Raw genomic sequence first — 15,896 nt, forward strand, 5'->3', positions numbered from 1 at the left:
TTACACACCCCGCTACACTACTCGTGAAGCAATGAAAGACTGAATATCGTCCTCGGTCGTACTGGCCGAATCGAATTCCTTTATGATACGGCCCCGGTTCATAACCAGAACACGATTACAGTTATACAAGACCTCCGGTATCTCATCAGAGATGATGATAATACCCAATCCCTTCACAGCCAGCGATTTGATAACCGAATGGATGCTTGCTTTAGCGGCAATATCGATACCTACTGTAGGATTGTCCAAGATAAAGATCCTCGGATCGGTAGCTATCCATTTTGCAATTACCACTCGTTGCTGATTCCCTCCCGAAAGGGTTTTTACAGAAGAATCCTCAGAAGGAATCTTGATATGCAACTCATTTACCCAATGGTTAATGGTCTCCCTCATTTTTTGGGGAGCAAGCAGGTGCAGAGAATCCATCATCCGGTCAAGAACAGTAATGACAATATTCTTCCCGATGGACTGGTCCAGGATTACCCCCTCAGCCAACCTGTTTTCAGGAACATAGGCAATATGCTGCGCAAGGGCTTTCTGGACTGAATCAATAGTTACCATTTTCCCATCTATGAGAATTTCGCCCTCCTCGAACGGGTTCAAACCAAACAAAGACAAAGCAAGTTCAGTCCTTCCAGAGCCCAACAGCCCCGTGATGCCTACGATTTCACCCCGATAGAGCCGAAAATCAATATCCTTGAAGCTATTCCTGCGAGAAACCTTTTTCATCTCCAAAAGAGGAATCTGAGACCTATCTGGTTTTATATGATAGGGACAATAGGAAATATTTTCTCCTGTCATGTAGAATTCTATCTTTTTATCGTCCAGTTCACTAGAACTGAAACAACCTATCATCTTTCCATCCCTAATCACCGAAACTCGTTCGGCTACTTCCATGATTTCATTGAGTTTATGACTGATGAACAGTGTTGCAATACCTTTGCTTTTCAAGTCCACAACCACATTGAGCAACGCTTCTATTTCTTTCGTAGTAAGGGCCGTGGTGGGTTCATCCATTATCAGAAGGTGTATATCCCTTGTCAGTGCCCGACAGATGGCAACCAGTTGCTGATCAGCCATTGATAGTTCGGAAACCAAGCAATCCAAGGGAAGGGCTATCCCTATCTTACCCATTGCAGTCAAGGCTGTCTCGTGGCATTGTTTCCATGATACGGTTTTCTTCTTTCCTGAGAATAGTCCACTCAGCGAAATATTTTCCTGTACAGTCAGATTGGGAAACAGGGAAAGGTCCTGATAAATAACTTCAATCCCATGTTTTTTTGCCTCCGCAGATGTTAGGCGAGAAACTTTTTTCCCATAGATTTCGATCTCTGAGGAAGGACTAGGCTTAATCACCCCTGATATAATCTTCACCAATGTGGATTTGCCCGACCCGTTGGTCCCAACGAGACAGTGGATTTCTCCTTCTCTGATGGTAAAGTCCACGTTGTCCAGTGCCCTTACCCCAGCATACTGTTTACTGATATGATGCATTGATAAAAACAGATTTTCCATACAACCTCGCAAGAATGCAGACGTAGTGCTTAAAGTCAGTACCAAATAAAAGCCTCCGCATGGTTGTGTTCCCCTTGTGGAGGCTCATTGCTTATGATTCAATCAAAAACCAAAACTATCGACATTTTCCTTGGTGATATCGACCATTGCATCGACTTTGATCACGTCACCGATAAGCGTAACAGCCCCTACTCCAGGTATTTCCTTCAGGTCCTTGAGCAATCCGCCATCAAGCAGATATTTAGCAACCCAGTTCATGGCAAAGCCTGCATCCTTTGGATCCCAGAGGATACCCTTGGTCAAAGAACCTTCCTTCAGATACGGTGCGGCATGGCCAGGAATTACGGTACCTACAACGGTAACCTTTCCTGCCAACCCTTTTTCTTTCAGAGCCTGTGCTGCTCCCGGAGGTCCAAGACTTCCAAATCCGACGATACCATCAAGATCTGGATAGGTCTTGAGCAATTCTAATGTCTTCTGTTTTGAAAGTTCCTGGTCTTCACCGCAGGGTATCCTTGAAGTCACTAACAGGAGATCAGGATATTTTTCTTTAGCATACTTGAGTCCTTCATCTACCCACAGGTTATGCAAGGGAACGGTCAAACCACCAACGAACACTGCATATTTGCCAGAAGTCCCCATTCCCTCAACCAGCATATCCCAGGTATGCTTTGCAAAGGCGACATTGTCTATCAATTCAATATCAACGTCCTTGCCTTTTTGGTCCGGTGATTCATGGGTTATAATCAGGATCCCTTGTTCACGGGCTTTCTTGAACACCGGCTCCAAGGCTGTGGCATCATTGGGAGTAATACAGATTGCATCCACCTTTTTGCTGATCAAATCTTCAACCATCTTTACCTGTTGGGCAGGATCAGCGTCGGCGGGTCCTATCTGATATGCGTTGACCCCCAATTCCTTTCCTGCTGCGACAACCCCTTCCTCAAGCCTGTTGAACCAAGGTATGCCGGTGATTTTCACAACAGTAGCAATCTCATACATATCGCTGCTTGTGGCTTTCTGGCCTTGGGCAAACAATGGCGGGATTGCAAACAGAACAATCATGAGGAACACCAAAGGTCCATTTCTCATTCCTTTTCGCATTAGTCTCTCCTTTTATTTGTATCAAAATCCGCATTACCTGCGAATCATAGAACAACAAATCCCAGTCGCACGCTATTTTCCCTGTCCATAATAGTTGCGGGCAAAGAACTGCATTGCATCCATGTCAGAATCGGAAATAACCTCTGGAGTCCCGAGGATTTTAGCCAATATATAAATATGCGCTGATTTTTCGACTACGTGACAGATTTTCAAGGCACCCTCGATATCAGAACCAACACATACGGTTCCATGGTTGGGAATCATGACTGCATTCCTATCTCCCAACCCTTCCACTACATTCACAGCAAGCTCAGGAGTCCCTGGCAGTGAATATTTGCAATTGGTAACCTTGTCCCCGACAATCTGAACAAAGTCCTCACTTATTCCGGGGATATCCTGACGGGTAACAGAGAAAGCACTGGAATAGATCGGGTGGGTATGGATTATCGCATTCACGTCTTTGCGGGCATTCATAATGGCAATATGAAAATGGAATTCGATAGAAGGCTTGCGATGTCCCTCGACAATTTCCATCTTGCTATTCATCACTACAACATCATCTGCAGTAATTTCGTGGTAAGGCATACCACTGGGCTTAATGTATATGAGGTCGGTTTCTGGGTCACGTACGCTGACATTACCCCAAGTCCCGACGGTCAACCCAAGAGATACCATTTTGTTTCCCGTATCGACGATACGTTGTTTGTATTCTTGCTTTATTCCTTTGGTTTCCATTTTGTCTCCTTGCATAGCTTCATTATTAGTGTTATTTATTTTACTTTCTTGTGAATATTATATCACTTTCTAACATATGTCAATTTTTTTTGTAATTTGTTAATTTTATATATTTAAATATTTTATATACTTTTCTATATAAAATTTTCTATTATTTTGCCAAAATTTAATATATAAAATTGTGAATTAACAATATATCTGTTATATTTTTAACAATTTAGCTTCCTTTTTTTTACACTATTAGGTATAGTTAGATAACAGAGGAAACCATGACAAAGAATGCTAGGTTGGAAAAAGTGAGGGAATACCTCAAACAGAACAAATCTGCCACCATACAGGAGCTGGCAACTATGCTCGATGTCTCCCACATGACCATCCGTCGAGACCTTGCGATGCTCGCACAGGATGATAAGTTGAAACTGATTCATGGAGGTGTAATCTTTCATGAGGAAGAAGAACACAAGGACAAATATACCATCAGTCTTGCAAGAATCCACATGCAGGAGGAAAAGAAAAGAATTGCCTTGAAAGCTGTCTCTTTGATTGAGAAAGGGGATATCATCATCATCGATGCTGGATCTACAGGGGAACTCATCGCTTCCTACCTACCAGAAAACATCCCCCTGACCGTCATCTGCTTTGCTCTGAACATTGCTACCATTGTTGCAAGCAAGCCAAATTGTTCACTGATTGTGACCGGCGGGTTCTTTCATCATAGTTCGTTGGTTCTGGAAAGCACCGAAGGATTGAACCTTCTCAAACAGAACAGGGCTAACAAAACCTTCATCACCGCGAGCGGGGTGAGTGTAAATCTCGGGGTAACCTGTTCCAATTTCTTTGAACGGACAACAAAACAAGCTTCTTTAAAAGCCGCCAATACTAAAATACTGGTTGCGGATTCCTCAAAATTCGATTTAATCAAATCAGGCCATTTCGCCGACCTCAGTGATTTCGACATCGTAATCACCGACAATAAGGTTAGCGAAAAAATTGTCAGCCAAATACAGGCCTTGGAAAACCTGAAACTCTACTGCGTTTAACGGGCTCCAGGCTCTTTACAAGAAAGCAAACCGGTAGCGTTCTCAGAAGTCTGAGAGACAATGAGCGTAAGGGGTGTGTAGCGGTCAAGCGACTCCCTGTCCTTGCCATCCAGCATTGCGGAAAGATATTCCACAGCCAAGGCACCCAAGGAAAAACGTTCATTGGTCCAGCGGGTCCAATTGGAAAAAGTCCCCTGCCAATCATCTTCAAGCACCGCCGTTGCAAGGTCTCTTCCCAATACAAGCCCATGCTCCTTACAAAGTGATTCAAACGGGTGCAACAAGGAAAGCCGATCGAAGATAGCGACCTTTGCCTTGGCAATGGTTTCCATTTCCGTTTTCGTTATCAGGTGATTTTCATCGGCCTCGACAACCACAACCCCAAGCCCCTGTTTTTGAGCAACCTCGATAAGATAGTTGCGCTTGTCGCGCCTTGGTTCCCGTTCTACCGCTTTGGCCTCAACATAGACCAACATACCCTCTTTGCAACAGGGAAGCAGATGGGCAACCATTTCGGCAATCACTTTCTTATAATCGAAGGTAACCCAATGGGTAGAGGCCCCACTCACTTCCCTTCTTCCCACAAAAACCAATGGGTAGTTGTTCTGTACAAGCCTCACAATATCCTGGTCATCGCGGTTTACCCCGATCATGACAGCACCATCGGCAAGGGCAATACGGGAGGAAGGGTTTCCCACCGTGGGCCGGTTGTTGAGAATCAGAAGGTCATATCCATTCTTTTCTGCCGTTTCCTGGATACCCAGGAAAAACCGGTAGAACTCATTCTGGGCATCAACAGGGAAAATCTGCTCATAGGTAAAAACAGCAATAAGTGAATTTCGCCCATTCTTCAGCTTTCTTGCTGCCATATTGGGCACATAGCCCAAACGGGAAGCACATTCAAGAATCTTTGCCTTGGTAAGTTTCCCCACTCTTATACTTTTCCCGTCCTTTCCGTTCAGGACTGCCGATACCGATGCATAGGAAACATTAGCCTCTTTCGCAACATCTTGCAGTGTTACCCGTTTATACTCACTCATCCTAAGAATGCCCCTTCTTGCAATAGCTTTTCATGCAAAGCAACGATATCCAAATATCGCACATCCTTCCCGCTTTGCAAAGCCAAGGCTACAGCAGTTCCCGCAGCATGCCCAATGGCACCGCAGGACGGACTCAACCGAAGACTGGAATGGGCCTCGAATTCACTACTGATATTTCTCCCGGCTGCTATAATATTGGGAATCGTATCGTTGAGTAGACACCTGAGAGGAATCGTATAGAACGCCCCATAGGGGAAAAACCTCGAATCGGTAGCAGCACCGTCCGGCGAATGAATATCCAGCGGATACCCATTTGCAGAGATTGCATCCTCGAATATTCGTTGCGCAAACATATCCTCGATGGACATGCGGTACAGGCCCTTCAGTCTCCTGGAACTGCGAATTCCAATCCTTGGTCCTGTGGAAATCATTCTGGCCTGGGAAAACCCGGGCAGGTTCTTTTTCATGAAAGCATACAGTTCCCAAACCTGACGCCTGCCCTCTATCTCCGCTTCCGAAAGTGAAAATGGGTCAACAGGGTTCTTGCCGTTAATTCTCGTCATATTGACGATAACCTCATTGGATGCATTGGTTTCAAAACACAGGACAATATCACGGTCGAAAGAAAGCTCTCCCGTGTTACATCCTTGTCGCATTATGTCTTCAAATCCGGAAAAGGAAAGACGCGAAGCCGTTTTCTCAAGCCCAGGTTTCTTAGACAAAAGGGGAAATAGCTCCACCTTACTCGCCATCAATTCCCTGATCACCTGTAAGTCGACATCGACCAGCTTGAAATTGGTAGTCATGGGCTGGTCGCGGCCGTCAGTTGCCCGCCCCTGTTCAAAGGGGACCCCCGCCATGGCAATCAAATCGGCATCGCCGGTGGCATCGATAAAATAACGGGCAGAAACGGTAAACAACGTACCACAGGAAAGACAGGTTACCGAAGCGAGCAGTCCATTCTCAACTGAAACGGAAGCAACAGAAGTGTGGAATAAAACAGTAACCCCCGCTTGTTGGACCATCAAGTCCAATTCCCGTTTCATACCTTCGCTATCGAACGGGGTTACCGTATAGGTATACCCGGTCGAGTCAGGGATATGACCAACCGAAAGGCCTTTGGCCACCAGTCGCTGGATGAGTTCATCACAAAGGCCTCGGATTACCTGTGTTTCCCCTGCATGGAAGGTCATCATAGGACCGGTTCCACTGGCAGTCATGCTACCCCCGAGATAGCCTTCTTCCTCGATGAGCAATACAGAGGCCCTGTTACGAGCAGCACTTACGGCTGCAAGGGAACCGGCGATACCGCCCCCTACTACGATTATGTCAAAATTATTTGTATGCATTGCAAGGTACACTCCTTCGAATGCCAGAATCTTCATTCATCCTGGCAAGGTTTTATCAGGGAGAGACTTCTACCTTCACACGGTAACACTCGCCCTAAGGTTTTAACTACTTCAGTCCTGAATTGACCATAGCATTGGAGATCTTCTTCTGGAAAACCAAATAGACCACCATGACAGGCATAATAGACAGGGTCGTGGCTGCAAGTTGCAAATGCCACTGGGGAAGCCCATAGGTGTCATTGAAATTAGTCAACGACAGGGGCAAGGTGAAATTCTGCAGGCTATTGATAAATACCAACGGCTCCAGATAGGAGTTCCAGACTCCTATGAAAGCAAGGATTGCCACCGAGCTCAATACGGGAAGGGCAATAGGAAACATGATCTTTATAAAAATCTTGAAAGGGTTCAACCCGTCAATCCTTGCCGCTTCCTCGAGCTCAATGGGAACCGTCACGTAGAACTGCCTCAGCATGAAGGCCGAGAAAGCACCTTGGCTCCCGAAGATCGGAAGCAGCATCAAAGGGAAAAGGGTATCGAGAGCTCCCCAGCCTTTCATCTGGAAGAACAAGGGAATAATGGTGACCTCGATAGGCATCATAAGGGCGGTAAGCAACAATACAAACGCAAGGTTGCGACCGGGAAATCTCATCCTGGCAAACGCATAGCCAGACATTGCAGAGATAAACACATTCCCCAAAGTACCGACAAGGGCAACAAGCAACGTGTTTGCATAATGGCGGGCAAAGGGTTGTACGATAAAGATTTCCGTGTAATTGGCAAAAGCCCACGATTTAGGCAGAAACGAAGGGTCACCGAATATTTCTGCACTGGTGTTGAGCGAATTGACCAGCATCCACCAGAAAGGATAGACAAATAACAGGGTCAATATAGCCAGCAATAGGGCATACGGAAGGTTTCTGGTAATAGTATTATGCTTCATAGTAGGAAATCCTCTTACGCATAACCCATTGCAATGCGGTCAAAAGCAGAACGACAAGAAAGAGCACAACAGCAATTGCCGAGGCATAACCCGTGTCGAACATCTTGAAAGCCTGATGGTAGATGTAATAGACCAAAACCATGGTCGACCCTTCGGGTCCACCGTCGGTCATGAGCTTGATCGTATCGAATACACGCATAGAACCGATAACTGTCACAATGGTAACCATCATGACCGTGGGCATAAGCAAGGGAAGCTTGATCTTGTGAAACAATTTCCAGCCTTTGGCCCCGTCGATTCTCGCAGCCTCGATGACATCCTCGGGCATATTCATCACAGCACCCATAAAAATGAGTACGTTCATGCCCAGGTTCTTCATTACCCTGGTTACGATGACACTGGTCATTGCCCACCCTTTTTCGAAGAGCCAGTTCGGACCGGCAATTCCTATCTGGTCGAGCAACCAGTTGAGCGGGCCTGCAGTACCGCCTTGCAGCAGGTATTTCCAGACAATTGCCCATGCAACGCCTGAGGTAACGACAGGGAGGAATATGATGCCCCGTACAAACAGGGCCCCGTTCTTCCCCTTGCCCAGATAAAGGGCAAGCAACAGGGAAAAAATGAGGTTCAAGGGAACTACGCCGGCACTGAAGACCAGGGTGTTTACCATCGATTTGGTAAACAAGGGATCCTTAAAGAGCCTGGTGAAGTTCTCAAACCCGATAAAGGTACTGGTACCGAACAAGAGGTTCTTGTCCTGCATGCCATATGCAAATACCGAGAACAACGGGAGCAGGACAAATATGATAAATCCGGCCATCTGCGGGGTGACAAAGGCCCACCCTACCAACGCTTCCCTTTGGTGCATCGAGCGCAAGGAATCTACTTTCTGATGCTTCATATCTGTTCCTACTCCTTATGTAGCTAAAAACTATTTGATGTACTTGGCGTAGACGACAGCTACTTCATCCATGATAGCCTGAACATTGGCATCACTGTTCCAAAGCTTGTCAAAACTCATTTTCGATTCGACTTCGATCTGTGGGTATTTGACATGGGAAGGAAGGACACGGCCGGTCTTGATTGAATCTGCAACGGCAGTCTTCATCTGCATTGGGGTAACCTTGGCATTGGAACTGAGGAAAGCCTCACTATCAAGTACAGACTTTCTTGCTGGCGGCCAGATCCCGGACATTGCAGTAACGCTTGCCTTGTTGGTCATATAGGCAACCAATTCGCTTGCAAGTTTCGCATTCTTGCTTCTGGCACTTGCACCGATGGCGGCTTGGCCGATAACCGGGGCGTTGCCATTGGGACCTGAAGGCATCGGGGCAAGACCCCATGCGAACGAAGCATCATTCAGTTTCGAAACACGGGAGATCTGGCCAACTGTCATGGCAGCATTACCGGCATAGAAATCACTCTGGTTCCCTGGAGGTACTACTGACTGGTCTACATAGACCATATCGTGGAAGAACTGGACAGCCTTGACGGTTTGCGGTGCATTGACCATGATTTTTCCGTCTTCGGTCCAGAAATCGCCACCGAAAGAACGAACGATAGGACTGAGGTTGTGGAGGATACGGGCATCATAGCCCTGTCCATCGACAGTCTGGAAGGCCCAGACCCCGGTGTTGTCCTTGATCTGCTTTGAGGCGGCCCTGAAAGCATCCCAAGTCCAATTGCCTTCTGCGATCAACTGGTCAGGATTCTTTGCCCCGGCTTTTGCAAACAAGTCGGCGTTATAGAGCATAAAGAAAGGTGAAGTCGAGAACGGAATGGCATAGACGTTTCCGCCCTTGGTCCAGAGGGCCATGGCATCGGAGGAAAGGTCAGATGGATCATAGGGTGTCATGGCATCGTTAAGTTTGGCAAGCAAACCAGACTGGATATACGCAGGGGCAGCGGTTTCCAATATCCAGAACACATCGGGACCATCACTGCCCTGCAATTCGAGGGGAAGCTTGGTGTTGTATTCTGCAAACGGAATTGATTCGAAGTTGGCATTGATCTCAATGCCTTTTTCCTTGGCGAAACCCTGTACGAAGGAACCAAGCAGAGCAATCTGGTCGGCGTTGCTTGTCCAAGTCGCGATGGTCATCGAGACAGGTCCGGTTGCAACACTTGTACTTTCCTTTGCACCTTGGGCAAAAGAAAGTGAACTCACCGTTGCCAAGACCATCAAAAGAATCAGGGCACGTTTCATACCTAGGGTAGCTTTTTGTTTCATATGTCCTCCTTAAAGACTGATTAATCATTTAATCATCAGACATATCGTACACGATGGAGAGAAAGGCGTCAATAAAAAAATTGGGGTGTCTACACTGAAGAAAAAGGCCCGCAAGGAATCACATCCTTGCCAGGACCTTGTTTTCAAAAGGGAACGATATATTTTGGCTGTTGCCATCAGCCAATACTTGTCCGGTTCCTTCCCTTGGCTTTACTCTCATACATGAGATCATCGGCCCGCTTTACTACAGAATCAAGGTCGGAAGGTTCAACGACAACGGTAGCTCCCAGGGAAATGGAAACATACAGGCTTTCACCTTCAACATCGAGGGTAGAATTCTCTACGAGCATCCGCATTTTCTCACTAAGGTCCCACAATTGCTTTTCATCGACCCCGCTGAATATGGCGATAAACTCTTCGCCTCCCCAACGCCCGATCAGATCTGTAGATCTGAGGCTTCCCCCGATAGTCTTGGAAACCATTTTCAAGACAGCATCCCCTATCTCATGTCCATATGTGTCATTGAAAACCTTGAACCTGTCGATATCCATGAAGACTATGCCAAAAGGAATGCCAAGCTTGTCCAGTTCCTGCATTTTCGAATTAAGAAATATTTCGGTATAACGGCGATTCGCGAGATTGGTAAGTTGATCCTTCATTGCCAGCACCTTGAGATTTTCAAGATTGTTCTCCAACTCTTCCCTTTCTGAGTTGTCATTGAACAATTCAACCGCGCCTACAATGGTATCACCTTCACACATCGGAATGGTTTTGACCTTCACAGACACCCTATGGCCGTTTTTGTGGTGCAGATACACCAAAGCCTCCCTGTCTTGCCCGTCGATTAGAGTCTGGTGGAGAGGACATCCCTGGAGGCAGAGATGGATACCTTGTTGATTTACATGCTTGAGGATGTTCTCATAACAGAATTTTCCCAGGACTTCTGTTTCCAGGTATCCCGTAATCCTTTCAGCCCCTTTGTTCCAGAATGTTATTTTTCTTTCGGTGTCAACGAAATACACCCCTTCATGGATATTGCCCAAAATTACAGAATAGAGTTCCTCACCCCTCATGTTTCCCCCTCCAGATATCTCACTACTTTCCCTTGAAAACCATGGTACTGTCAAGAAAAATGCAAGAGGAGGTTTTTAAAACTGGAAACTTATACGTTGCTCATTCTGAACAAAAGAGAAGCTTGCAAGAAGCGTCTGATCTCCTTTCGCCGCAAGAAAGGTTCAAGACTTTCAAAGAAAAACATATGTAGGGCCTCCCACATAAAAACCCAGCCCCCGATCAACAACCCTTCGAGGAACAAGGCAGGCAGCACCCCTGACTGCCGCTGCGCTTTATCGATGACATAGACGAGCAACAACAGGATGGCTATCAAGAACAAGGAGGAGCCAAACAGCAGCGTCCGTTTCAGTTTTTTTGCCTCTGCGCGTTCCTGGGATTTAAAATAGTTCTTGAAACTTTCGATGATAAGCGTCTCTTTTTCGGTATCTATCGACCCGTCCTTGATGCAGAACATAATGTCTAAAGATCTTCTCAAGGGAATATCGGAAGAGCAGATGTCAAGAAATTTGGCCAAATCAGGGTGCATATCCCTTTTTTTGAAGGCTGCATTGTCCCATTCATGGAAAAATTCCAGGTAATAATCCAAAGCAATATCGATTATTACGTGATTGGTTAATGGGTTTACCCTGTACAGACTCTCATACCCTAGTTTCTTTTTCATCCCACTCCTCGTACATTTTTGAGCATAGGGTTATCTCTGAAGAAACAATTTGGCCCTATTCTCGGCATTCTTTTGTATATTGAAATAATACAACGAATAGTCAAAGGAATGATAGACTCCTTTCGGGAACAATGCAGAAGAGGCTAGCGTGGGAAGTGCCTGGCTGACAGTCGTGCAGACAACCACTCCTCTCTGCTTCGATACCTGGGCATCGGCAAAAGAAGGTAAGGTCACGGGTTTCCCATCCTTACCCAACATCAGGGACCCCTGGTTTTCATCAGCAGGGGCGTGCTGCTCACCCCGTGTCCAGGTAATCGGGTTGATAGCCAATGCACCTGGCAGCACAACTGGATTGGGTCCTTCGATACTCGGTCCCTCAGTGTTGTAGGAGATGATGACTCCAAGGTCATCACTTCCCTGGGCAAAGGTAAGATGGGGATTCTCCTGCAGGAAATCTTCGGTAACAGAACACCCGATACAATAGGCGGCAACCATCCGGGCAGCGACTTCAGGATGGTCCTTCATATAGGAGGAAAGCAGCAAGAGCAGAACATCAGACCCTTGGGAATGGCCTGCAAGGATAAAGGGTTTTCCTTTGCTGTAGTGTTGGATGTAATAATCGAAGGCAGCAACAGCGTCGGTAACAGGGACAGTTTCCAAAGCCGAATGGCGTTCTTCCGGGGGAAGGGCCAGCACGTACGCAGCATCGAGCTGTCGGTAGTAGGGAGCATAGATATTCCCGACTGACTCAAAGGCTGAAGCCTGAAGCAAAAATGCCATCTTTGCCCCGCTGTGCATCATCTCATTGTCGATACTGGGAAATATTGGCTCATCCTGATGAGCCTTGGCCCATACGGTGGGATAGAGATAAAAAACATCTACCTCCTTTTTCCCGTCTGTAGGCAGGGAAAGCCAGTTGTCAGGATTCGCATAGGCTGAAGGCGGCAGAGCCTTTGTCGTACTGCATCCCCAAAACAGCAAAGGCAAACAGAAAAGAAGCATTGCCAGAGGACTAATACGTTGCTTGTTCATTTCATTTCTTACCCTCTACTTTCGAGGTCTCCCTGCTCAGGTCATTGGCAATATCCATCTGGGCAAATGAATTGTTTTCCGGTAAGACCAGATTGAATTCCCTTATGGTGTCAATCTGCACGTTTCCTTGCGAGAGGTTGGCATCGAGCAGATGCCCGCCCTTTGCCATATCTGCGGAAAGGAAATGGAGGTGCCATTTCGGTAGGTTTATTCCTTCGACATAGTCAGGGCAACGGAAGGCAACGATAGTTCCCTCGAGGTTTTCATAGATGAATTCTTTCTGGGTTGCGGCGATTTCAGAGAGTCGTTTGTATGGTTTTTCCTGGGCCGGAACGCTTCTGACATGGGCAAGGGAAAAAGTACCGCCTATCCTGGCAACGTAAAAGCAATTGAAGTCATTGCCATTCTGGGCAATCATCCCATCTAACAGCTTCTTCAGTGCGTCAAGGTCGCCTACATTTTTGACCTGCAGAACTGGCATATCGGCATCGAAGGTAGTGACTACGGCAAAGGGCACAGTCACATCTGGGTCCACGACAAATACTTCACCTGTTGCCTTGGCTTTGTACACCACGGTATCGAGCATAATCATTTCCCCATCAAGGGTATCGAATGTCCCGATGCCGATATCGCCTTTTTGTTGCAGTGTCGAGACAGGAATGAAGCCATCGTATTCGCCGAGCATCAAGGCATTGAGCAAGGATACCTGATAGAGCGTATCGTCTTGTTGTATTGTTGTTTTAGGAACCGACTGGCATCCGGTGCCAAGCACGATTATAAGCAATAGAACAGCCATACTGGCTGCAATCTTTCTGGATAATGGTTTCATAGTACAATCTCCCCTTCTTTCACAAAATTGTACGGTAGCAAGCGTTCGAACACAAGGAGAATAAGGTCCCTGGCAAAAGAATGGATTTCTTATGTAAGTAGGCGAAACCTGTTTTTGGGTGGAAACTTCCAAAAAACAACTATGAGGAGAAGCACATGGAAGGAACGGAAACAAAACAGGAGACAAAAGCTGGAGAAAAAAAAGAGACCAGCAAAATTACAAAACCAAAAGCCGCAATGCTCATCATGGCAGCGGCAGCAATGGTCTGCATCATGGCTTTCAGCTGCTATGGGTGTAGTTACCAGCCGATCAACCCACCTGATGCGCAAGAGGCCCAAGATAGTTTCAAGAAGCTCTATGCAACTTCCTGGCAGCTCGATACAGCTGGGATAACGACAAACCTGGAGGAATTCAATGATATGGAACTTTCTGCCATTGCCTTCGGGAACAGCAAAAATGAGGATGGTTTTGTTTCTACGATCCTGGAGTTTGCCGATATCCCTCCCTTGACTGCCCAACTGGGTTTCAAAGAAGACTATGGGTTTTATCTGAGAACCAACGGAGAGGATATTCCAGTGAAAGTAACCTATGCCCAGAGTAAGGACGGCAAGACTGAGACAGTTACCCTCATGGGGGAACAAAGCAACATATACTGCTACTACTTGAAAAAATAGGGATCTATAGCGATATTGGTACTATGCAAGCAAGAGAAAGAGTCCTTGACCCTTCTCGGATTATTCTTCTATTGTTTGTAACAAGGATATCAGCCTATGAAAAAACAACAAGAATTCAGCTTCCTCACGGAAGAAAAAACCATAGTCACCACCCCGTTTTTATTGGACCTGCTCGACTCTGCCCTCATTGAGAACATCCAAGCAGGCAATATACAGGCGGCGTACAGTGTAATGGACCTCAGTATCAATATCGCAGAAACCCTCGAAAAGAGGAGTTACAGTACCGATGAAGGGAAACAGATCCTTTCCTCGGTCCGTAAAGCCATGGAAAGCGGTAATGTCGCAACGGCAAAGCAACACATGATTGAATTTGCCCTGAAATAAACAAACGGATGCACAATCAAGCGGTAAGGAAGAACAACCTTACCGACTTTTTTTTGGAAAAAACTTCAGTCTCGTTACTCCAGATGCCTCTTGGCAAATTGTAAATAGCGTTCCCAGTCATATGCATCCATGTCGTGGTACCCGGTCTTCAAGTGATACCCGATTCGTCCTCCAAGCAAAGGATGCTCAGGCCTTGGCATGCTTTCTTCCTCGATTCCCATAGTCCCGAACAAGCGATAGGCTTCGCTTGCCGCAACGCAGGAGGCGAATTCGCTCTGTGGGTCAGCCCAAGCATCATTTGTCTTGGAGGAAACATAGACAAGGCGCGGAGCCAGCAGGGCCAGCAACATATGCTGGTCTACCGGTAGTTTCCCTTCGTTATCCGCATAGTGCCTATAGTTCTTGCAGAACCAATAGGGAAACCTTTCGGTAATATCCTTGATATGCTCCCCGCCCTTTCCCCTTGAAAGTGCTGCCCCAGTACATCCGGAACAACTGCTGACAGCCAAGGCGAAGCGCGTGTCCTGGGCTGCGCACCATAAGGCAGCCTTACCACCGCGTGAATGCCCGACCACCCCTATCTTCTCGGGATCAAGCAACGGATCGGCCAGTAGATAATCAAGTATCCTACTCAAAGCCCAAGCCCATGCACCGAGGGCTCCCCAAAGGTTGGAAGGCCTTTCTTTTTTATATTCGGGAAACAGTTTATGGAGTCCCAAAGAAAATCCTTCGTCATAATCGGGGGCAATGTCACTGGTAAGAACCACAGCTGCAGCAAATCCTTGGCTTACGATTGTCTCTGCCGGCCAGAAAGAACTGAGAAAGGATCGGGAAGGATCTGCATCGGCTATACCCCGGTTGCAGAGGGTCAACATTGTAGGAACGGGATGCTTTTTCCCAAGAGGGATGAACAGGACAAAGGCAAAGCTATGGGACAGGCCATTGCGGCTTACCGTAACCTCAATACTCTTGCGTAGAGCATTGCCTGACATGATGGAGCTTCCTTCCTGTTGGTCGGCCACCCTGTAGGAAACCTGTAATGATTGCTCATCAGGTACATTGCCATAGACTGCATCACGGAACAAAGAAAGCAGTTCTCTTCTTCTTTTGCTTTCCCACTCTTCTTTGGTTATACCCTGGGAAAACAAAGGGGGAAGAAGTCTGTCTGAAAGTGTTATAGTATCCATTTCATGTTTCTCTTTTGTCCCTTATGGTACCACAGGTTCAAATCTTGTCTAGCAAAATACCTAAAAATCAGACAGTAAGGAGTTCAACTATTATCTGATTAT

General features: G+C 46.6%; 16 protein-coding genes. 3 read left to right on the forward strand and 13 right to left on the reverse strand.

What is annotated here, in order from left to right; translation table 11 throughout:
- Window positions 1-12 precede the first annotated feature (12 nt).
- From SPIGRAPES_RS07585 to SPIGRAPES_RS07595, 3 genes are all read right to left on the reverse strand, one after another.
- Complete coding sequence (locus SPIGRAPES_RS07585) at window positions 13-1,515, reverse strand: sugar ABC transporter ATP-binding protein (protein ID WP_041384513.1); 1,503 nt, start codon at window positions 1,513-1,515, stop codon at window positions 13-15.
- A 102-nt stretch (window positions 1,516-1,617) separates the two neighbouring features.
- Window positions 1,618-2,619 carry an autoinducer 2 ABC transporter substrate-binding protein gene (locus SPIGRAPES_RS07590; protein ID WP_014270186.1) on the reverse strand — a complete coding sequence of 334 codons (1,002 nt, stop codon included), beginning with the start codon at window positions 2,617-2,619 and terminating at the stop codon, window positions 1,618-1,620.
- A 72-nt stretch (window positions 2,620-2,691) separates the two neighbouring features.
- Window positions 2,692-3,354 (reverse strand): class II aldolase/adducin family protein, encoded by a 663-nt coding sequence (locus SPIGRAPES_RS07595; protein WP_014270187.1) that lies wholly within the window; start codon window positions 3,352-3,354, stop codon window positions 2,692-2,694.
- 269 nt (window positions 3,355-3,623) lie between these two features.
- On the opposite strand from SPIGRAPES_RS07595, the gene SPIGRAPES_RS07600 reads away from it, so the two are divergent.
- A complete protein-coding gene (locus tag SPIGRAPES_RS07600) occupies window positions 3,624-4,394 on the forward strand; it encodes a DeoR/GlpR family DNA-binding transcription regulator (protein ID WP_014270188.1) in 771 nt (256 codons plus the stop codon).
- On the opposite strand, the gene SPIGRAPES_RS07605 is transcribed toward SPIGRAPES_RS07600, so the two are convergent.
- From SPIGRAPES_RS07605 to budA, 9 genes are all read right to left on the reverse strand, one after another.
- Complete coding sequence (locus SPIGRAPES_RS07605; protein WP_014270189.1) at window positions 4,391-5,434, reverse strand: LacI family DNA-binding transcriptional regulator; 1,044 nt, start codon at window positions 5,432-5,434, stop codon at window positions 4,391-4,393. The two genes, SPIGRAPES_RS07600 and SPIGRAPES_RS07605, sit on opposite strands and share 4 nt — an antisense overlap.
- Entirely contained in the window at window positions 5,431-6,783 is a 1,353-nt protein-coding gene (locus SPIGRAPES_RS07610) for an FAD-dependent oxidoreductase (RefSeq protein WP_014270190.1), read from the reverse strand. Before SPIGRAPES_RS07610 ends, SPIGRAPES_RS07605 begins: the two co-directional genes overlap by 4 nt.
- 106 nt (window positions 6,784-6,889) lie before the next feature.
- A complete protein-coding gene (locus tag SPIGRAPES_RS07615) occupies window positions 6,890-7,723 on the reverse strand; it encodes a carbohydrate ABC transporter permease (RefSeq protein WP_014270191.1) in 834 nt (277 codons plus the stop codon).
- Window positions 7,713-8,624, reverse strand: a complete 912-nt coding sequence (locus tag SPIGRAPES_RS07620) for a carbohydrate ABC transporter permease (RefSeq protein ID WP_014270192.1) — start codon at window positions 8,622-8,624, stop codon at window positions 7,713-7,715. Before SPIGRAPES_RS07620 ends, SPIGRAPES_RS07615 begins: the two co-directional genes overlap by 11 nt.
- A gap of 30 nt (window positions 8,625-8,654) precedes the next feature.
- On the reverse strand, window positions 8,655-9,953 hold the full coding sequence (locus tag SPIGRAPES_RS07625; protein WP_014270193.1) for an ABC transporter substrate-binding protein: 1,299 nt from the start codon (window positions 9,951-9,953) through the stop codon (window positions 8,655-8,657).
- A gap of 176 nt (window positions 9,954-10,129) precedes the next feature.
- Window positions 10,130-11,026, reverse strand: a complete 897-nt coding sequence (locus SPIGRAPES_RS07630) for a GGDEF domain-containing protein (protein ID WP_014270194.1) — start codon at window positions 11,024-11,026, stop codon at window positions 10,130-10,132.
- A gap of 89 nt (window positions 11,027-11,115) precedes the next feature.
- Window positions 11,116-11,688 (reverse strand): hypothetical protein, encoded by a 573-nt coding sequence (locus SPIGRAPES_RS07635; RefSeq protein ID WP_014270195.1) that lies wholly within the window; start codon window positions 11,686-11,688, stop codon window positions 11,116-11,118.
- 30 nt (window positions 11,689-11,718) lie between these two features.
- Window positions 11,719-12,720, reverse strand: coding sequence for a DUF3089 domain-containing protein (locus SPIGRAPES_RS07640; protein ID WP_014270196.1), 1,002 nt, complete (start codon window positions 12,718-12,720; stop codon window positions 11,719-11,721).
- A 1-nt stretch (window position 12,721) separates the two neighbouring features.
- Window positions 12,722-13,549 (reverse strand): acetolactate decarboxylase, encoded by an 828-nt coding sequence (gene budA / locus SPIGRAPES_RS07645; protein ID WP_014270197.1) that lies wholly within the window; start codon window positions 13,547-13,549, stop codon window positions 12,722-12,724.
- Window positions 13,550-13,704: 155 nt separating this feature from the next.
- Between budA and SPIGRAPES_RS07650 the strand changes: the two genes are divergently transcribed.
- Together SPIGRAPES_RS07650 and SPIGRAPES_RS07655 are read left to right on the forward strand one after the other, a co-directional pair.
- Window positions 13,705-14,223, forward strand: a complete 519-nt coding sequence (locus SPIGRAPES_RS07650; RefSeq protein ID WP_014270198.1) for a hypothetical protein — start codon at window positions 13,705-13,707, stop codon at window positions 14,221-14,223.
- 96 nt (window positions 14,224-14,319) lie between these two features.
- Window positions 14,320-14,607 (forward strand): hypothetical protein, encoded by a 288-nt coding sequence (locus SPIGRAPES_RS07655; protein ID WP_014270199.1) that lies wholly within the window; start codon window positions 14,320-14,322, stop codon window positions 14,605-14,607.
- 74 nt (window positions 14,608-14,681) lie between these two features.
- Here the strand turns inward: SPIGRAPES_RS07655 and SPIGRAPES_RS07660 are convergent, their stop codons facing one another.
- Window positions 14,682-15,794: a dienelactone hydrolase family protein gene (locus SPIGRAPES_RS07660; RefSeq protein WP_014270200.1), complete on the reverse strand. Its 1,113-nt coding sequence runs from the start codon at window positions 15,792-15,794 to the stop codon at window positions 14,682-14,684.
- Window positions 15,795-15,896: the final 102 nt, after the last annotated feature.

This window comes from Sphaerochaeta pleomorpha str. Grapes, from assembly GCF_000236685.1.
Lineage (GTDB): Bacteria > Spirochaetota > Spirochaetia > Sphaerochaetales > Sphaerochaetaceae > Sphaerochaeta > Sphaerochaeta pleomorpha.